General features: G+C 67.3%; 13 protein-coding genes. 12 read left to right on the plus strand and 1 reads right to left on the minus strand.

The features are described from left to right. Window positions 1-71: 71 nt before the first annotated feature. Entirely contained in the window at window positions 72-2,462 is a 2,391-nt protein-coding gene (locus QO207_RS26410) for an AAA family ATPase (protein WP_301535216.1), read from the minus strand. A 314-nt stretch (window positions 2,463-2,776) separates the two neighbouring features. Between QO207_RS26410 and QO207_RS26415 the strand changes: the two genes are divergently transcribed. The 12 genes from QO207_RS26415 to QO207_RS26470 all read left to right on the plus strand — a co-directional run bounded on the left by QO207_RS26415 (window position 2,777) and on the right by QO207_RS26470 (window position 18,622). Further along, a complete protein-coding gene (locus QO207_RS26415) occupies window positions 2,777-3,934 on the plus strand; it encodes a CaiB/BaiF CoA-transferase family protein (protein WP_301535217.1) in 1,158 nt (385 codons plus the stop codon). Window positions 3,935-3,979: 45 nt separating this feature from the next. Next, complete coding sequence (locus QO207_RS26420) at window positions 3,980-5,176, plus strand: acetyl-CoA C-acetyltransferase (protein ID WP_301535218.1); 1,197 nt, start codon at window positions 3,980-3,982, stop codon at window positions 5,174-5,176. Window positions 5,177-5,191: 15 nt separating this feature from the next. Further along, window positions 5,192-5,593, plus strand: a complete 402-nt coding sequence (locus tag QO207_RS26425; RefSeq protein WP_301535219.1) for a Zn-ribbon domain-containing OB-fold protein — start codon at window positions 5,192-5,194, stop codon at window positions 5,591-5,593. Further along, a complete protein-coding gene (locus tag QO207_RS26430) occupies window positions 5,590-6,735 on the plus strand; it encodes a thiolase family protein (protein WP_301535220.1) in 1,146 nt (381 codons plus the stop codon). Before QO207_RS26425 ends, QO207_RS26430 begins: the two co-directional genes overlap by 4 nt. Window positions 6,736-6,746: 11 nt before the next feature. Further along, complete coding sequence (fabG, locus tag QO207_RS26435) at window positions 6,747-7,493, plus strand: 3-oxoacyl-ACP reductase FabG (RefSeq protein WP_301535221.1); 747 nt, start codon at window positions 6,747-6,749, stop codon at window positions 7,491-7,493. Between the two features lie 10 nt (window positions 7,494-7,503). Further along, on the plus strand, window positions 7,504-8,307 hold the full coding sequence (locus QO207_RS26440; RefSeq protein WP_301535222.1) for an enoyl-CoA hydratase/isomerase family protein: 804 nt from the start codon (window positions 7,504-7,506) through the stop codon (window positions 8,305-8,307). 14 nt (window positions 8,308-8,321) lie between these two features. Next, complete coding sequence (locus QO207_RS26445; protein ID WP_301535223.1) at window positions 8,322-9,473, plus strand: acyl-CoA dehydrogenase family protein; 1,152 nt, start codon at window positions 8,322-8,324, stop codon at window positions 9,471-9,473. Window positions 9,474-9,533: 60 nt separating this feature from the next. Next, window positions 9,534-10,766, plus strand: coding sequence for an acyl-CoA dehydrogenase family protein (locus QO207_RS26450; RefSeq protein ID WP_301535224.1), 1,233 nt, complete (start codon window positions 9,534-9,536; stop codon window positions 10,764-10,766). Between the two features lie 42 nt (window positions 10,767-10,808). Then, window positions 10,809-12,530: a long-chain-fatty-acid--CoA ligase gene (locus tag QO207_RS26455; protein ID WP_301535225.1), complete on the plus strand. Its 1,722-nt coding sequence runs from the start codon at window positions 10,809-10,811 to the stop codon at window positions 12,528-12,530. Between the two features lie 279 nt (window positions 12,531-12,809). Continuing rightward, entirely contained in the window at window positions 12,810-14,654 is a 1,845-nt protein-coding gene (locus QO207_RS26460) for a DUF1302 domain-containing protein (RefSeq protein ID WP_301535226.1), read from the plus strand. Window positions 14,655-14,677: 23 nt separating this feature from the next. Further along, window positions 14,678-16,039: a DUF1329 domain-containing protein gene (locus QO207_RS26465; protein WP_301535227.1), complete on the plus strand. Its 1,362-nt coding sequence runs from the start codon at window positions 14,678-14,680 to the stop codon at window positions 16,037-16,039. A gap of 177 nt (window positions 16,040-16,216) precedes the next feature. Further along, on the plus strand, window positions 16,217-18,622 hold the full coding sequence (locus tag QO207_RS26470) for a LuxR C-terminal-related transcriptional regulator (protein ID WP_301535228.1): 2,406 nt from the start codon (window positions 16,217-16,219) through the stop codon (window positions 18,620-18,622). The last annotated feature ends 40 nt before the right edge of the window (window positions 18,623-18,662 follow it).

Genomic DNA, 18,662 nt, shown 5'->3' on the forward strand with positions numbered 1-18,662 from the left:
CATGGCGCTGGCCGCCGCGCAAAGCGGCCAGCAGCTTGGTGTAGGCGGAGTCCCTGAGGCCGCGGCGAGCGTCAAAGAGCGCGCTGACCACGCTGGCCGCCGCGCAAAGCGGCCAGCAGCTTGGTGTAGGCGGAGTCCCTGAGGCCGCGGCGAGCGTCAAAGAGCGCGCTGACCAGGGTCATGCGGATCACTCCCAGCTGTCGATTGCCGGCCTCGCAGATGGCGATCAGCTTGTTCAGCCGCAGGCTGGCGCCGGCCACGTCGCCCTGGTGTTCCTCATAGCGCACCAGCGCGCTCTCGGTGAGGATGTGAATCTCGCGCTGTACGCCAACGAGGTCGTCGCAGTGCCGCGCATCGAGCTGGCGCAGGCGGGCCAGGCGCGTTTCGGCGGCCACCAGCTCGCCCAGTTGCAGGTTCCAGATGACCTGCCAGACCAGGCTGTAGGCTTGCAGGCGATCCAGCTCGTGGCGCCGGCCGTACTCCTCCAGGCGCTCCAGGTAGGCGAAGGCCTCGCGGCGGTTGCGCCGCAGCCACTGGCACTTGGCGAGCACCACCAGTACCCGCAGCACCGAGTCGGGGATGGATACCCGTTCGAACAGGTCGACCCGGTTGGCCAGCAACTCCTGGGCGGCATCGATCTCGTTGGTCTCGTAGAGCGCCTCGCCGAGCAGCGCGGTGGCCAGGTGCAGGGCGTCATAGCAGGTCGAGCCGTTGCGCCCGGCTTCGTACACCACTTCGCGATAGATGCGCTCGGCCTGGGCGATCTGCCCCTCCATGGCCAGGCTCAGGCCGATCAGGCAGCGCCCCTGCAGGCTGCCGGCGGCGGTGCCGAGCAGCGCCGCGCCGTTGACCATCAGTGGCGGGCGGTCGAGCTGGATGCGCCGGGCCTGCTCGTACTCGCCACGGTTCAGGTACAGCCAGGACAGCAGGTTGAGGCTGCCGCCCAGGGTGATGGGGCTGACGCCGGGCGGCGGTTCGAGCAGCCGTGGCAGCAGCTCCTGCGCGCTTTCGGTGTCGTCGCGCTGCAGCGCCAGGGTGGCACGCAGCAGGGTGAGGCGGAACAGGCCTTCCGCGTCGCCCGGCGCCACGGACTGCTCCAGGTGTTCGAGGTTGTCCAGTGCCCCGGCGTAGTCGCGGGCATAGATCTGCATCCGCGCCTGCAATACCCGCAGGCGCGGGCGCGCCTGGAGCTGCTCGTGGGGCAGTTGGCGGACCAGCTCCATCAGCCGGCGCAGGTCGCCGCGCGCATAGAGCGCTTCGCTGTGCTGCTCCACCAGGTCGGCGGCGGCTTCCACCTCGCCGGCCAGCAGGCGATGGCGCACGCCTTCGCTGAGGTCGCCGCGGGCGCTGTACCAGGCTGCCGCGCGGGCATGTACGGCCTGGCGCTGCTGCGGCGGGCGGGCGCCGAAGAGTGCCATCAGGGTGTCCTGCAGCAGCGGGTGCAGGCGGTACCAGGTCTCGCCGTCGTCGCCTTCGATGGCGATCACGAACAGGTTGTCTTCCTCCAGGCGGGCCAGCAGTTGCGCGGCCTCCAGGGCCGCTTCCGGCTCGCCGAGCAGCGCCGCACAGAGGGCCGGGCTGAAGCTGGCGCATTGCGAGAGGTGGAGCATCAGTTCCAGCTCGCGGGGCGACAGCAGCGAGAGCACCTCGGCCTCGAAGAATTGGGCGAAGGACTGGTTGTCGCGCAGCTGCGCCGGCTCGCTGCTGCGCCGGGCGGTCTTGCGCCGGCTGGCAGCGACCAGCTGCAGGCCGGCGGCCCAGCCGTCGGTCATCTCGTGGATGCGGCGCAGTTCGACGGGGTCGGTGTCGCCCAGTTGTGCCTGGAGGAAGCGGGCGCTTTCCGCCTCGCTGAAGCGCAGGTCGCGCAGGTCCAGTTCCAGGACCAGGTCCTGGCTGCGCAGGCGCGCCAGGGAGACCGGGATGGCGCTGCGTGAAACCAGGGTCAGGTGCAGGTTGGCCGGTGCGTAGTCCAGCAGCCATTGCAGGCTCTGGTGGATGCCGGCGTCGGTGATCAGGTGCAGGTCGTCCAGCACCAGCACCAGTTCCCGCGGGTGGCGGGCGATGCCGCGCACCAGGGTGACGATGCTGCGCTCCACCGCCTCGCTGTCGGTGCTGTAGCCCTCCAGCAGCAGGGCTTCCTGCACCAGCGCCTGGCCGACCTGGCCGACGCTGGCGAGCAGGTAGTCGAGGAAGCGCGCCAGCTGGTTGTCTTCCTGGCTGAGGCTGAGCCAGGCGACGTCGAAGCCCAGCGGCAGCAGTTGCTGGCGCCAGCCGACCAGCGAGGTGGTCTTGCCGCAGCCGGCCGGCCCGCGGACCACGACGCAGCGCTTGCGCCGGGCATCCAGCAGGCGTCCGTTGAGCTCCTCGCGGGCGAGGGTGCGCGGCGTGGTGCGCGGCGGCGCCAGACGGCTCTGGTCGATCGGGTGGGCACCGGCCCCGGCGGATAAGGCGTTCTGATTCATGGCGGTCTGACTGTTCTTCTTGTTGTGTTGCAGCGAGCGTCGCAAGCGGAATCCCGCCTGGAACCATCGTTCTGCTCACAGCATGGAGCAAGTCGCCCCCTCTCCACCAGCCACCGTTCCTCGGCCGGTTCGCCAGCGCCCGGATTTGCTGGGGTGGTCGGCGGGTGGCCACCCGACGTGGGTGGTCGATCAGCACTGCACCGTTGCTCTACTGGCCCCATCAGGCGGTAGTCCGCGCCATTTCCGTGGCGAGCTGTCGTCCCCGGTTGGAGCCGTCGAAGGTTCCGCGACAGTCAACGGATGAGGTGTGACAGATGGGCGTGCTCCAGGGAATCCGCGTAGTGGAATTCGAGGCGATCGGGCCTGGGCCGTTCGGCACCATGCTGCTGGCCGACATGGGGGCGGACGTCATCCGCATCGACCGTCCGCTGGCCGGCGAGGAGCTGGTGCCGGGCCGGGCGGGCGAGAAGATCGACATCACCGGGCGCAACCGCCGCTCGGTCACCCTTGACCTGAAGAGCCCGGATGGCGTGCAGGCCGCGCTGGAGCTGATCGAGCGCGCCGACGTGCTGATCGAAGGCTTCCGCCCTGGCGTGATGGAGCGCCTGGGCCTGGGCCCGGAGCAGGCCCTGCAGCGCAATCCGAAGCTGGTCTACGGCCGCATGACCGGCTGGGGTCAGCACGGTCCGCTGGCGCAGAGCGCCGGCCACGACATCAACTACATAGCCCTGTCCGGCGTGCTTTCGGGGATCGGCCCGGACGGTGGGCGGCCGACGCCGCCGCTGAACCTGGTGGGCGACTACGGCGGTGGCGGCATGCTGCTGGCCATGGGCGTGCTCGCTGCGCTGGTCAACGTGCAGCGTGGCGGAGTCGGCCAGGTGGTGGATGCCGCCATGACCGAAGGCGCGGCGCAGCTCGGTTCGATCATCTGGGGCCTGCTGGCCGCGGGGCACTGGCGCGAACAGCGTGGCAGCAACCTACTCGATGGCGGCGCCCCCTGGTACGACACCTACCGCACCCTCGATGGCCAGTACATGGCCATCGGCCCGGTGGAATCGCGCTTCTATGCGGAACTGCTGGAGAAGCTCGGCCTGTCCGCAGCCGACCTGCCCAAGCAGCATGACCGCAAGGGCTGGCCGCGGCTGCGTGAAGCCTTCATCCGCGCCTTCCTCCAGCGCACCCGCGAGGAATGGTGTGCGGTGTTCGACGGCAGCGACGCCTGCGTCGCGCCGGTGCTGGCCTTCTCCGAGGCAGCCAGCCACCCGCACAGCCTGGCGCGTGGCAGCTTCGTCGAAGTCGCTGGCGTCACCCAGCCAGTTCCCGCACCGCGCTTCCTCGGCACGCCTTCGGCGTTGCCGGCGCCGGCCCCGGCGCGCGGGGAGGGCGGTGAGCAGGCCCTGCGCGACTGGGGCTTCGACAACTCCGCGATCCAGCGTCTGAGCGAGCTGGGGCTGGGCTTCCACAGCGACTGACCCGCTCGCGCTTCTACCCCGGCCATACGAACAAGAGAAAACGCCGTGTCCCAAGCCTACATCCTGTCCCCCTTGCGCACGCCGATCGGCAAGTTCGGCGGCGCACTCGCGTCGCTTCCTGCTGCCGACCTCGCGGCGAAAGTCATCCAGGCCGTCCTGCAGCGCAGTGCTGTCGATCCGCAGCTGATCGATGAGGTGATAGTCGCGCAGTCCTACCAGTCCAGCGAGGCGCCCTGCATCGGGCGCTACGCCGCTTCGCTGGCCGGCCTGCCCGAACAGGTTGCCGGCTACAGCCTGGACCGCCGCTGCGGCTCCGGCCTGCAGGCGGTGATCGACGCCGCCATGCAGGTGCAGACCGGCGTCGCCGACTGCCTGATGGTTGCCGGCGTCGAGAGCATGAGCAACATCGAGTACTACAGCACCAGCATGCGCTGGGGCGCGCGCCTGGGCGACGTGAAGCTGCACGACCGCCTCGACCGTGGCCGCGCCAACTCCCAGCCGGTGAGTCGCTATGGCAAGAGCTCCGGCGCGGCGGAGTCGGTCGAGATGCTGGTCAGCGAATACGGCATCACCCGCGAGGAGTCCGACCGCTGGGCCGTGGACAGCCATCGCAAGGCCGCCAACGCCTGGGCCCAGGGCCGTTTCAGCGACGAAGTGATCCCGGTCGAGGTGCCGCAGCGCAAGGGGCCTCCGCTGCTGGTCGAGCGCGACGAGGGCATTCGCGAGGATGCCAGCCTGGAAGCCATGGCCCGCCTGTCGACGCTGATGCCCAACGGCACGGTTACCGCCGGCAACGCCTCGCAGCAGAACGACGCCGCGGCTGGTTGCCTGGTGGTCTCCGAGCGCTTCGTCGTCGAGCACGACCTGCGCCCCATGGCGCGCCTGGTCGGCTGGGCCTCGGCGGGCTGCCACCCGATGCGCTTCGGCATTGCGCCGGTGCCGGCGGTGGCCAAGTTGCTGCCGCGCCTGGGTCTCAGCCTTGCCGACATGGACCTGCTGGAAGTCAACGAAGCCTTCGCCGGCCAACTGCTCTGCGTCCTGCGCGAGTGGGGCCTGGAGAACGACCCACGGGTCAACGTCAATGGCTCCGGTATTTCCCTGGGTCACCCGGTGGGCGCCACTGGCGCGCGGATCATGACCTCGCTGCTCCACGAAATGCGTCGTCGCAAGGCCCGTTATGGCCTGGAAACCATGTGCATCGGCGGTGGCCAGGCCCTGGCTGCCGTGTTCGAAAGCGTCTGAAGCCGGAGCTGTCCCATGAATTTCACTGAAAACGGTCTGGCGCCCGACGTCAGCCAGCAACCCTGGCGCGAGCGTGATGGCCAACTGGTGCTGCTCGCCCATCGCCGCGCCGGCCATGCCGGCCTGCATTTCCCGCCGCTGCCGAAAACCTCGCCGCTGCTGGGCGACTGCGAGCTGGTGGAGGTCGCCTCCGACGCGGTGCTCTACAGCTTCACCGTCTTCCATTCCAACCCCAAGGCCAACAAGCCGCCGCAGCCGCTGGGGCTGGCGGATTTCGCCGAAGGCCTGCGGGTCCTCGCCCGCCTGGACTATCCCGCCGACCGCCGTCCGCGCATCGGCGAGTCGCTGCGCCTGTGCCTGGTCGACACCGCCGAGGGGCCGATCTACGCCTTCCGCCCGCTGGAGGTCCAGCCATGAGCAAGCCCGTCTACATCGCCGGCGTCGCCATGACGCCGTTCGCCGCCCACGCCGCCTCGATGCAGGACCTGGCACAACAGGCCGTGCTCGGCGCGCTGGCGGATGCCGGCCAGGAGCTGGGCGCGGTGCAAGCCATCTACGCCGGCAACGTGTTCGGCGGCATGGTGCTCGGCCAGGTACTGCTGCGTGATCTCGGCCAGCCCGGCCTGCCGCTGTACAACGTGCAGAACGCCTGCGCCAGCGGCGCAACCGGCGTGCACCTGGCCAGCCATGCGCTGCAGGCCGGCGTCTACGACACCGTGCTGGTGCTGGGTGTGGAGAAGCTGACTGCCCTGGGCGGCGGCACGCTGCCGCTGCAACGCAACGACTACATGACGGACCTCTACGTGCGTGCCGGCATGGCGCTGCCGGCGGTCTACGCCATGCGTGCCACTCGCTACCTGCATGAGTACGGCGTGCCGGCGGACGTACTCGGCGAGGTGGCGGTGAAGAACCGTCGTCACGGCGCGCTCAATCCGTTCGCCCAGCAGCGCAGCGAAGTCGGCCTGGACCAGGTGATGAACTCGCGCATGGTGTTCGATCCGCTGACCCTGCTGCAGTGCTGCCCATCGACGGTGGATGGCGCCGCGGCGCTGATCCTCACCACGAAGAAGCCCGAGCGTGCCGATGCGGTGCGGGTGATGGCTTCGGTGGTGCAGTCCGGCCGCCCGGATGCCCATGACGACGACATCCTCAGCGCCGAGATCACCGCCCGGGCCGCCGATCTGGCCTACCGCCAGGCCGGCGTCAGCGCGCAGGACCTGGACATGGTGGAGCTGCACGACGCCTTCACCATCGCCGAGCTCATCTACTACGAAGCCCTGCAGCTGTGCGAACGCGGCTCTGCCGCCGACCTGCTGCGCAGCGGAGCCACCGGCCTCGGCGGCCGGGTGCCGGTCAACCCCTCCGGCGGCCTGCTGGCCAAGGGGCACCCGCTGGGCGCCACCGGCGTCGCGCAGATGGTCGAGGCAGTCTGGCAACTGCAGGGCCGTGCCGGCGACCGGCAGATCCAGGGCGCGCGCCTGGCCATGACCCAATGCACCGGCGGCGGCATCGCCGGCGTCGATCACGCGGCATCCGCCGTGCACATTCTCGGCCTCTGAGGAGCCAACCCATGAATCAACAAGTAGCTATCGTCACCGGCGGCGCCCAGGGTATCGGCCTGGGGCTGACCCAGGCTCTGCTGAACGCCGGTTATCGCGTCGCCATCTTCGACCTCAACCGTGACGCCATGGACCAGGTCATTGCCGGCGCCGGCGTGCTGGGCGAGAACCTGATGGGCGTGAAGGTCGACGTGACCAGCATGGAACAGGTGAGCGATGCCGTGGCCCAGGTCACTTCGCGCTGGAAGACTCCGGACGTGCTGGTCAACAACGCCGGCATCACCCGCGACAAGCGCCTGGTGAAGATGACCGAGGACGACTGGGACCTGGTCCTCAACGTCAACCTCAAGTCCCAGTTCGTCTGCGTCAAGGCCGTGGTGCCGGGCATGATCGAGCAGGGCTTCGGGCGCATCGTCAACATCTCCTCGCGCGCCTGGCTGGGTGCCTTTGGCCAGGTCAACTACTCGGCCGCCAAGGGCGGCGTAGTCAGCCTGACCCGCTCGCTGGCCATCGAGCTGGCCAAGCACGGCATCACCGCCAACGCCATTGCTCCCGGCGCCATCGACACACCGCTGCTGGCCACCGTGCCGGAAGAGTCGCGGCAGAAGATCATGGGCACCATCCCGGTCGGCCGCCTTGGCCTGCCCGAGGACATCGCCCACGCCATGCTGATGTTCGCCAGCCCCGCCGGCTCCTACATCACCGGCCAGACGATCTACGTCTGCGGCGGCCGTTCGCTGTCCAGCCCCAGCGTGTAAGGGACCAGACATGGCGATCCAGTTCCAGCTCAACGACTACGTGGCGCTCATCACCCTCGACGCCCCCGAGTCCCTCAATGCCCTGACCATCGGCGACCTGATGCAGCTGCGCAAGCTGCTGGTCACCTGCCAGGACGACGATCAGGTGCGCGCCATCGTGCTGACCGGTGGCGGTGACCGGGCCTTCTGCACCGGCGCCAACCTCAAGGCCACGCTGCCGCCGGCCGCCGGTTTCATCGGCGGTTCGCTCAAGAGCCTGGAAGCCGAGGCCGAGGAGGGTGGCTACACGCGCCTGGTCGATCTCAACGACCTGCGCATATGGAAGCCGATGATCGCCGCCATCCATGGCTATTGCCTGGGTGGCGGGCTGGAACTGGCCATGCAGTGCGACCTGCGCATCGCCAGCGAGGAAGCGTCCTTTGCGCTACCGGAAGCGAAGGTGGCCAGCGTCCCCGCGGTGGGCGGTGTGCAGTACCTGCTGCGTGCCATCCCAGCGGCCCACGCGATGAAGATGGCGCTGACCGGCATCCGCATCGACGCCCAGGAAGCCGAACGCATCGGCCTGATCAGTGACCGCGTGCCGCGCGAGCGCCTGCTGCCGCTGGCCATGGAGCTGGCCAATACGATCGCCGGCAACGGCCCGCTGGCGGTGCAGGCGATCAAGAAGCTGGCGGTGGAAACCAGCCATCTGCCGCCGCGCGACTTCGTCGCCCAGGCCAACCTGACCTGGGGCCTGCTGCGCGACAGCAAGGACCGTATCGAGGGCCGCAAGGCCTTCGCCGAGAAACGCCCGGCCAAGTACACCGGCGCCTGAAGCGAGACCGCAAGATGAACTTCGCTCCCACCGAATCCCAGGAAATGATGATCGACGCGGCCAAGCGCATGGTGCGCGACCGCATCGATCCGGTGCTCGCCCGGCATCCCGTGGACAAGCCGCTGCCGCGCGCGGCGATGCTGGAAATCTATGCCGCCCTGGCCGAGCTGGGCATCACCGCGCCACGCCTGCCGGTGGAAGTCGGCGGCGGCCTGAACATGCTCGACTACGGGCTGATCCTCGAACAGCTGCCGGCGGTGGTTTCGCTGTCGCTGACATCCCACGAGGGCACCGTGGCGCGCATCTACTCCGGCTGCCCGGCGGAAATCGCCGCGCAGTACCTGCCGGACCTGATCGCCGGGCGCAAGATCGCCTGCACCGCCAACTCCGAGGTGAACGCCGGCTCCGACTCCAACGCCGTGCGCACGCGCATTCGCGTCGAAGGCGATCACGCCTACCTGACCGGCCGCAAGATGTGGATCACCAACGCCTCGGTGTGCGACGTGTTCAACGTCTCCGGCACCCTGGGCAATGACCAGCGCGGCCGGCCGATGGCCCAGCGCGCGCTGGTGGACCGCAGCCTGTGTGACGTCGAGGTGCGCGAAATCGAAGTGACCGGACTGCAGCAGGGGCACCTGAGCGAGGTGGTCTTCGATGAAGCCCGCATCCCGCGCAGTCACCTGATCGGTGACGCCGGCGATGCCGCCAAGACCCTGACCGTTGGCTGGAACGGCAACCGTCCGCTGATCGGCCTGATGTGCCTGCACATGGCGCAGAAGGCCTTCGAGCAGGCGGTGGAGTACGCCAAGGTCCGCGAGCAGTTCGGCAAGCCACTGGCGGCCCATCAGCTGGTGCAACAGGACCTGGCGGAGATCGAGACGCTGATCGTCAGCGCCCGCCTGCTCTGCTACCACGCGCTGGACACCATCGACCGCGGCCAGCGCGCCAACGGCACCTCGGCCATGGCCAAGCGCTACGCCACCCAGGCCTGCGAGCGCGCCATCCACCTGGCGATGCAGGTCCACGGCGCCATGGGCATCACCGCCGAACTCGGCCTGGAGCGCCTGTGGCGCGACACCCGGATGTTCCAGGTGCCCGATGGCATGAACGGCATCCTCGCGCTGATCCAGGGACGCGAGATCACCGGTATCAGCGCGTTCCGCTGATCACGGCAGACGAACCAGCCCGGCAAGTACAAGCCCGACAAGAACAAGAGAGCAGAGACCATGGACTTCACCCTGCCATCCGAATTCGAAGCTTTTGGCGATGCGCTGATCCGCTTCGTCCAGCAGGAAATCGAGCCGCTGGAGAAGCAGCACGCCGCATTGCTGCACGACGAACGCAATCTCTACACCCGTGATGGGCGCTATGCGCCGGAGGTCTGCGCGCTGCGCAAGCAGGTGCGGATGAAGTCCGCCGAGGCGGGCTTCTACACCGCGCTTGGTGACGAGTCGCTCGGCGGCGGCGGCCTCGGCGCCCAGGCCCAGGTCTATATCCAGGAACGCCTGAACCACTATGCCGGCCCGCCGCGCGAACTGGTCCAGACGGTGGTCCTGCCATCGCCGTTCACCAACGGTCTTACGCCGGTACTCAAGCACCTGCGGCCGGAAGTGCTGGAGCCGCACCTGGAAGCCATCGCCAGCGGCGAGAAGACCCTGTGCTTCGGCCTCAGCGAGCCGGACGCCGGCTCCGACGTGTTTGGCATGCGTACCCGCGCGGTGCGTGACGGCGAGCACTGGGTGATCAATGGCACCAAGCAGTGGATCACCAACGCACCCTATGCCGATCTGGCGATGGTCTTCGCTGTCACCGACGAAGCCAGGGCGCGGGCAGGGAAGGGCGGCATCACCGGCTTCTTCCTGCCCACCGATACCCCCGGTTTCTCCGTACCCAGCGTGATTCCCACCATGGGCCACCTGGGTGCCGATATCGGTATTGTCAGCCTGGACAACGTCCGGGTACACGACAGCTGCCGCCTGGGCGAGGTGGACAAGGGCCTGGCGGTCGCCATGGACGGCGTCAACGCCGGCCGTGTCGGCATGGCTGCCAGCTGCCTTGGCATGGCGCGTTGGGCACTGGACCAGGCGCTGGACTACGCCAAGGTGCGCAAGACCTTCGGCCAGCCGATTGCCGAGCACCAGATGGTGCAGGCCATGCTCGCCGAGTGCGCGATGGACATCTATGCGGTGAAAAGCATGGTCCTGCACTGCGCTTGGCTGATCGACGAAGGCCGCCCGGCGACCAAGGAGGTCTCGATCATCAAGGCATCGGCCACCGAGATGCTCTGCCGGGTCATGGACCGTTGCATGCAGATCCACGGCGGCATGGGACTGACCAATGAACTGCGTCTGGAGGCGGGTTTCCGCTACGCCCGGACCCTGCGGATTCCCGATGGCACCTCGGAAATCCAGCGTCGCACCATCGCCAAGCGCCTGCTCGCTGGCGACACCCTGTTCTAACCATTACAAGCGGCGGCCGCGAAGTCGCCAACAGGAGGCACCATGGCTTTCACTCATCCTCATCCAACCCCGGCGGGTATCGTCGAGCGTCCGCAGTCACCGCTCAATCTTGCGCCGCGCTACCGCAAGCTGCAGCCGACCTGGGTCGAGCACGTCCCCGAGGGCAGCGCCTTCAACCCGCTGCAGGTCTCTGCCGGGCGCTATCCGCACAAGACTGCCGTGCAGTTCTACAACGCGTCCTACACCTATGCGCAACTGCTGCAGGACGCCGAGCGCCTGGCCGGCTACCTGCAACAGCATTGCGGCGTCGAGCGCGGTGACCGGGTGCTGGTGTTCAGCCAGAACTGCCCGCAGTTCATCGCCGCCTATTTCGCCATCCTGCGTGCCGACGCGGTGTTCGTGCCGGCCAACGCCATGCTGCTGCAGGATGAGCTGGAGCACATCGTCAGTGACAGCGGCGCGGTGGCTGCCTTCGTCGCCCAGGAACTGGTCGGCCAGGTGGCCCCGCTGCTCGGGCGCACCAGCCTGCGTCGGGTCATCGTGCACGCCTACGGCGATGCGCTGGAGGAGGGGGATGATGGGCTGAAGATCCCCGAATGGCTGCGGCAGAGTGCCGAACCCGTGCAGTTCGCTGGCGGCACCGCGTGGGCAGAAGCCCTGGCAGCCGGCTGCCGGCCCAGTGCGCACCTGTCCGGGCCGGACGACCTGTGCATGCTGCCCTACACCTCGGGCACCACCGGCAAGCCCAAGGCCTGTGTGCACACCCATCGCTCCGTGACCACCGCCTTCGTCGGCACCGGTCTGTGGCGCCTGACTCATGCTTCGTCGGTATACCTGTCGGTGGCGCCGCTGTTCCATCTACTCGGCCTGCAGACCAACGCCAACGCGCCGATCTTCTATGGCGGCACCATCGTCCTGATGGCGCGCTGGGATCGCGAGACCGCCGCCGAGCTGATCGAGCGCCATGGCGTGACCTACTGGGCCGCGCTGCCGGCCATGCTGGTGGACTTCTTTGCCCAGCCGGGCATCGAAGAGCGCAACCTGTCCAGCCTGGGCACCCTCGGCGGTGGCGGCGCGGCCATGCCGATGAACCTGATCAACCTGCTCAAGGATCGCTACAGCCTGGACTACATCGAGGGTTACGGTCTGACCGAGACCGCCGCCTTCCTCTGCCTCAACCCCTACTTCAAGCCCAAGCGCGGCTGCCTGGGAATCCCTGGTTTCGGCGTGGACATGCGCGTGGTCGATCCGGAGACCTTCGAGGAAATGTCCCAGGGCGAAGTGGGCGAGATCGTCGTCCATGGCGCCCAGGTCATGCTCGGCTACTGGAACAACCCCAAGGCCAACACCGAGAGCTTCGTGGCCATCGACGGCAAGCGTTTCTTCCGTACCGGCGACCTGGCCAGTGTCGACGAGGAGGGCTACTTCTTCATCCGCGACCGCCTGAAGCGCATGATCAACGCCGCCGGCTTCAAGGTCTGGCCGGCCGAGGTCGAGGCCATTCTCGGCACCCACCCGTCGATCCTCGAAGCCTGCGTCATCGCCTCGCCCGACGAGCATCGCGGCGAAACGGTGAAAGCCCTGGTCACCCTGCGCAGCGGTCATGGCGAAACCCATGAAACCCTGCTGGCCTGGTGCCGCGAAAACATGGCGACCTACAAGGCGCCACGTATCTGCCTGATCGTCGACAGCCTGCCGAAGAACGCCACCGGCAAGATCAACTGGCGCGAGCTGCAGGAGCAGGAACGCGCCGTTCAGGCCTGATGTAATTCGCGGCAACAAATCCCCTTTCGGAACGCCCCGCGGCCCTCACCGCGGGGCTTTTTTTATGCTCGAATCGAGCTTGCCGCAGACGCCCGTACGGCCAGTGTTTCCGCGTGTTTTAGAGGTGTCACCAAGGGTAACGCTGCTGATGGGACGTGTGCGTGAGAGTTGGCTCACGGATGGAATCGGACGCTGCGAATTACCCGATCGGGTGACAGGGAAAATCAACGTCGAACCTAGTATCGAGACTCCAAGAAAACGGGTACCTGGAGCGCCCCAATGACAAGAAGAAAAGAGCTCGATACCTTTGCACCGCGCCTGCTGGCGGCAGCCGTTGCGATGGGCATCAGCATGCAGGCCAACGCGTTCAGTTTTTCCCTGGGGGAGATCGAGGGCAAGTTCGACTCGTCGCTGTCCATCGGCGGCAGCTGGTCGACCACCTCAGCCAACCCGAATTTCATCTCCAACTTCAACTCGGTCGGTGCCAACGGCAAGGCTTCCAGCCGCACGCTGGATGACGGCCGCCTGAACTTCAAGTCCGGCGAGAACTTCTCGACGATCTTCAAGGGCATCCATGACCTCGACCTGAGGTATGGCGACAGCGGTTTCTTCGTCCGCGGCAAGTACTGGTATGACTTCGAGCAGAAGGACGGCCACCAGCACTTCTACGACATCGACGACCACGGCCGTGACGAAGCGGCCAAGTCCGCCGGCGGCCAGTTCCTCGACGTCTTCGCCTACCACAACTACAACCTGGGCGACCTACCGGGCAACGTCCGTCTCGGCCGCCAGGTGGTGAGCTGGGGCGAGAGCACCTTCATCCAGAACGGCATCAACGTCGCCAACCCCATTGACGTCGCCGCTCTGCGTCGGCCGGGTTCGGAAGTGAAGGAAGGTCTGGTTCCGGTGAACATGTTCTACGTGTCCCAGGGCCTTTCCGACAACCTCACCGTCGAGTCCTTCTACCAGCTGGAGTGGAAGAAATCGGTGATCGAGAACTGCGGCACCTTCTTCGCCAACGATGGCGTCGCGCCGGGTTGCGATGATCGCCTGGTCTCGGCCGGCCTCGATCTGGCGCCGGGTGTCGCGAAGAACACCGGCGGTACCGCCCAGGTGCTGGGTACTGGCACCGACGACGTGTACCTGCCGCGGGCCAAGGACGACGATGCGCGCGACAGCGGCCAGTACGGCGTGGCCCTGCGCTGGTTCGTGCCGGAGCTGAACGAGACCGAGTTCGGCTTGTATGCCATGAACTACCACAGCCGCAACCCGTACCTGAGCACCTTGCGCACCACCGGCGGCGCCAACAGCCTGGCGGTGGCGCGTAACGCCCGTTACTTCGTCGACTACCCCGAGGACATCCGCCTCTATGGCCTGAGCTTCGCCACCAACCTGGAAGGCTATTCCCTGGGCGGCGAACTGAGCTACCGGCCGAACATGCCGTTGCAGATCAGTACGCCTGACCTGCTGACCGCGGCGGTCGGCAGCCCGACTTCGCCATTGGTCACCACGGGCTTCGCCACCAGCACGCCAGGCGCGGTGATCGAGGGCTACGACCGCATGCCGGTGCTGCAGGCGCAGGCCACCGTGACCAAGCTGTTCAACCAGATCCTTGGCTCCGAGCGCCTGACTCTGGTCGGTGAAGTTGGCTACAACCGCATCAATGGGCTGGGCAAGGCTGACGGTACCGATATTCGATTCGGCCGCAGCCCGACCTTCGGTTCCGGCGAGCTGCCGGGTGTCGCCGGGGCGGCGGCCTGTGCGGGCACCATGCAACCGGTTCCAGGCCAGCCCGGCCAGACCCGCCCGAGCAACCCGCAGCAGGAATGCAACAGCGACGGCTTCTACACCAGCAACTCCTGGGGCTACCGCCTGCGCGGCCAGCTGGATTACCCGAACGTCATCGCCGGCATCAACCTGTCGCCCAACCTCGCCTGGTCCCACGATGTCCAGGGTCGCGGGCCGAACTTCGAGGAAGGCGCCAAGGCCATCAGCGTCGGCCTCAACGCCGACTACCAGAACACCTACACCGCGAGCCTAGCCTACACCGATTTCTTTGGCGGGGACTACAACACGCAGACTGACCGCGACTTCGTTTCGCTCAGCTTCGGCGTGAACTTCTGATGGAACTGCAAGAGAGAACTGTCATGATCGCAAGACGCTTTACTCAGCTGAGTGTACTGGCCCTGTCGATGCTCGCCGGCAGCGTGATGGCAGCCGTGAGCCAACAGGAAGCCGACCAGCTCGGCACCACGCTGACACCGCTGGGCGGCGAGAAGGCCGGCAACAAGGATGGCAGCATCCCGGCCTGGGACGGCGGCCTGAAGGCCGGCGCAGCGCCGATGCAGAACGGCTTCCTGGGCGATCCCTTCGCTGGGGAAAAACCGCAGTTCGTGATCACCGCGGCCAACGCCGAGCAGTACAAGGACAAGCTGACCCCTGGGCAGCTGGCGCTGTTCAAGCGCTATCCGAACAGCTACAAGATCCCGGTCTATCCGACCCACCGCACTGCCGCCTTTTCCCAGGCCATCTATGACGCTGCCAAGAAAAGCGCGCTGGACACCAAGCTGGTGAACAACGGCAACGGCCTGGAGAACTTTGACGGCCACTACTACGCCTTCCCGATCCCCAAGAGCGGCGTGGAAGTGCTGTGGAACCACGCGACCCGCTATCGCGGCACCAACTACCTGCGCTACAGCGCCCAGGCCGCGCCCCAGGTGAACGGCGACTTCACCATGGTCGGCTTCAAGGAGGACGCGGCATTCCCCTGGTACCTGGATGATCCGCAGAAGGCCGACAGCAACGTGCTGTTCTACTACAAGCAGGAAGTCATCGCCCCGGCACGGATGACCGGTAACGTCAGCCTGGTGCACGAGACCATCGACCAGGTGACCCAGCCGCGTCAGGCCTGGACCTATAACGCCGGCCAGCGCCGCGTGCGCCGCGCTCCGGAAATTGCCTACGACGGCCCCGGCAGCGCTGCCGATGGCATGCGTACCGCCGACAACTCCGACATGTTCAACGGCGCGCCGGACCGCTACGACTGGAAGCTGATCGGCAAGAAGGAACTGTACATCCCGTACAACAACTACCGCCTGGGCTCGCCGAGCAACAAGTACGCCGACATCATCCGCCCCGGCCACATCAACCAGGACCTGACCCGCTACGAGCTGCACCGCGTGTGGGAAGTGGAGGGCACCCTCAAGCCAGGCGCACGGCACATCTACGCCAAGCGCCACATGTACTTCGACGAGGACACCTGGAGCCTGGTGGAGGTGGATCACTACGACAGCCGTGGGCAGCTCTGGCGCGTGGCTGAAGGCCACCTGAGCAGCGATTACCAGAACGGCCTGGCGGTCTACAACGCCATCACCCTGTACGATCTGGTCGCCGGCCGCTACCTGGCCATGAGCCTGACCAACGAGTCCAAGCAGGGCACGCAATACAACCAGAAGTACAAGCTCAACGACTTCACCCCCGCCGCTCTGCGCAACGTCGGCATTCGCTGACAATCCCTGTACCCGGCTCGCCGAGCCGGGTACAGGATTCCTGCCGCACTTGATGTACGTCCGTCCCACCACCTGAGGCGGGGGGCGCATTCCTCCCCGTTTCCCCCACAGCATGACGACAAGGCTGGACGAGTTTCGCCAGCCACGCACTTCCTGATCACTGGACCGAGGTACGTCATGCAAGGGCTCGCCATCACCCCCTTTGCGGAGGAAGGCCCGGTTTGCCGGGGCATTCCACGACTTCCCGAGGAGTATCTGCCGCGCCAGCGGCTGCTCCAGCCGCTGCTGCAGTCACGTTGCGTGCTCAGTCTGTTGTGCGCGCCGGCCGGGTACGGCAAGACCGCGTTGCTCAGCGAAGCCGCCCACCAGCGGCAATGCCGGGGTGACCGGGTGCTGTGGATGAGCCTGCAGGGTGCAGCCGTATCGGCTGAAGTCTTCTTTGCCCGTCTGGCGACATTGGCCGGTATCGATCAGCCGCCCGCTGAAGCCTCAGCAGCGCTACTGCGCCTGCTGCGCAGCAGCTCGACCGGCCATGTGCTGGTGCTGGATGGCCTGCCGGAGCAGTTGCCGGAGGCCGTTGACCGCTGGGTCGAGCAACTGCTCGCTGGCCCCTGGGGGCGCCTGCGCCTGATGGTCGCAAGCCGTACGCGACCACGCTGGAACCTGCCTGACCTGGCACTGAACGGGCAACTGCTGGAGCTGTCGGCCGCCGACCTCGCCCTGCGTCTGGAGGAGGCCGAGCAATGGCTTTCCGCCGGGCGACGCGGCCAGGCGACGGAAGACTGGCAGCCACTCTGGCGCGCTACCAGCGGCTGGATCGCCGGCTTGCGGCTGATGCAGGCCGGGCCGTTGCAGGGCCTGCGCCTGCTGCAGGACTACCTTGAGCGTGAAGTGCTGCGCGGCCTGGGTAGAGAGGAGCAGGAGTTGCTGGCCATGCTGGCACATCTGCCGCGCTTCACCCTCGGACTCTGCGAAGAACTTCGTGAAGGCGACGGCCGCGAGCTGTTCGAGCGCCTGCTCGCCGCCAATGCCCTGCTGTTGCCGGTTGAGGGCGACCAGGGCTGGTACAGCCTGCCGGCGGTCGTGGCGGAAGTGCTGGGCGCCCGGCTGGACGCGGCTCAGGCAGGCGGGGTCCGTCTGCACGCGTGTCGCTGGCTGAGTCGGGAGCACCGGCTGGACGATGCCATCGCCCTGGCGCTGGACGCCGGCCAGCCGGAGATGGCGGTCAGTTATCTGCAGCGCCTGGAACTGGACTGGCAGCAGATCATGACTCGTGCCCATGAGTGGCTGCAGTGGCGCGGGCGGCTGCCGGAAGAGTGGCTGGAAAGCAGTCCCGAGCTGGTCTGTCGCACAGTCCTGGCGCTGGTCAGCGGTGGACGATTGGACGAGGCGCGTCGTTGCCTGGCGACGCTGGAGCGCTTCCTGCCGGCGCGCAGCGAGGAGGAGCAACAGCGTCTGCTGCTGCACTGGCAGGTCCTGCTGGGCGCAGTGCTGCTCTGGGAAGGTCGGATCGACGAGGCCGCGCTGCAGGCGGAGGCGGCTTTGCCGCTGCTGAACGAGTGCGACTGGAGCCTGAACCTGCTCTGTACTTCGACCCTGGCGCGGGTCGCCATGGTGCGTGGCGAGCTGGGCAGCGCCGCGCGCTGGCTCGATGCCGGCCTGGAACTGGCGCGCCGCGCCGAGTCAGCGGAAGGAGAGCTGTTGCTGCAGATCGACAGCCTGCGCCTGTCCTTCCTGCGCGGCAGTCTGGAGCTGAGCGAGGCGTTGCTGGACGACAGCCTGCGCAAGCGCCAGGCGATGCGCAAAAGCCTGCCCGATACCCTCACCGGGCGCCTTTATGCCCTGCGTTGCGAATGGCTCACCGCCTGCGGAAAACTGCCCGAGGCGGCGCTGGCTGGCCGCCTGGCGCTGCGTTGCGCGGGGTCGCAGTCGGCGCCGCTGACGCTGCATGCGCATCTGCTGCTGGCCGAAATTGCCGGCCGCCAGGAGGACCATCTGGCGGCCGCCGTCCACCTCTACGAGGCGGAGCGGCAGATGCATTGCAGCGACGTGGCGCCGGTGTTCTACGAAGCGCCGATTGGCCTGCAACGTCTGCGCGCACTGGGCCACCAGGAGCGCTGGCGAGAGCTGCTGCGCGACGCGGATGCGCAGGGTCCGGCCAGGTTGTGTTCCAACCCGGCGAGCCCGTGGCTCAGCCAGCAACTGCAGCTGCTCCTGGCCGAGGCGGAGATCCACCTGGGACGCGGCGAGCAGGCTCGCTCGCGGCTGCGCACGCTGGAGCAGCAATGCCTGGAGGCTGGTTTCCGCACGCTGGTGTGGCGGGTCAGGGCGTTGCTGCAACGCACCGTGGAGTCGGACGACGCAACGGTTGCGGACGATTTCGAGCTGGAAGACCTGACCGACCGCGAGGCCGCGGTACTGCGCCTGCTGGCCACCGGCCTGTCCAACCAGGAGATCGGCAACAGCCTGTACATCTCGGTGAACACCGTGAAGTACCACGCCAAGAACATCAACATAAAGCTCGGCGCCAAGCGCCGTACCCAGGCCATCGTCATCGCCAAGTCGCGCGGGCTGCTCGCCTGATTCGTCGCGCCACCTGATCCGGGGGGTGAGGTGGTGCGAC

It is taken from the genome of Pseudomonas sp. CAN1 (genome assembly GCF_030462585.1).
Taxonomy (GTDB): Bacteria; Pseudomonadota; Gammaproteobacteria; order Pseudomonadales; family Pseudomonadaceae; genus Pseudomonas.

Excerpts from the sequence above, each read along its gene's own strand:
- QO207_RS26465 (WP_301535227.1), top strand. The coding sequence starts at position 14,678 with ATGATCGCAAGACGCTTTACTCAGCTGAGTGTACTGGCCCTGTCGATG.
- QO207_RS26415 (WP_301535217.1), top strand. The coding sequence starts at position 2,777 with ATGGGCGTGCTCCAGGGAATCCGCGTAGTGGAATTCGAGGCGATCGGG.
- QO207_RS26430 (WP_301535220.1), top strand. The coding sequence starts at position 5,590 with ATGAGCAAGCCCGTCTACATCGCCGGCGTCGCCATGACGCCGTTCGCC.
- QO207_RS26425 (WP_301535219.1), top strand. The coding sequence starts at position 5,192 with ATGAATTTCACTGAAAACGGTCTGGCGCCCGACGTCAGCCAGCAACCC.
- QO207_RS26460 (WP_301535226.1), top strand. The coding sequence starts at position 12,810 with ATGACAAGAAGAAAAGAGCTCGATACCTTTGCACCGCGCCTGCTGGCG.
- QO207_RS26450 (WP_301535224.1), top strand. The coding sequence starts at position 9,534 with ATGGACTTCACCCTGCCATCCGAATTCGAAGCTTTTGGCGATGCGCTG.
- QO207_RS26440 (WP_301535222.1), top strand. The coding sequence starts at position 7,504 with ATGGCGATCCAGTTCCAGCTCAACGACTACGTGGCGCTCATCACCCTC.
- QO207_RS26410 (WP_301535216.1), bottom strand. The coding sequence starts at position 2,462 with ATGAATCAGAACGCCTTATCCGCCGGGGCCGGTGCCCACCCGATCGAC.
- QO207_RS26470 (WP_301535228.1), top strand. The coding sequence starts at position 16,217 with ATGCAAGGGCTCGCCATCACCCCCTTTGCGGAGGAAGGCCCGGTTTGC.
- fabG (WP_301535221.1), top strand. The coding sequence starts at position 6,747 with ATGAATCAACAAGTAGCTATCGTCACCGGCGGCGCCCAGGGTATCGGC.
- QO207_RS26445 (WP_301535223.1), top strand. The coding sequence starts at position 8,322 with ATGAACTTCGCTCCCACCGAATCCCAGGAAATGATGATCGACGCGGCC.
- QO207_RS26455 (WP_301535225.1), top strand. The coding sequence starts at position 10,809 with ATGGCTTTCACTCATCCTCATCCAACCCCGGCGGGTATCGTCGAGCGT.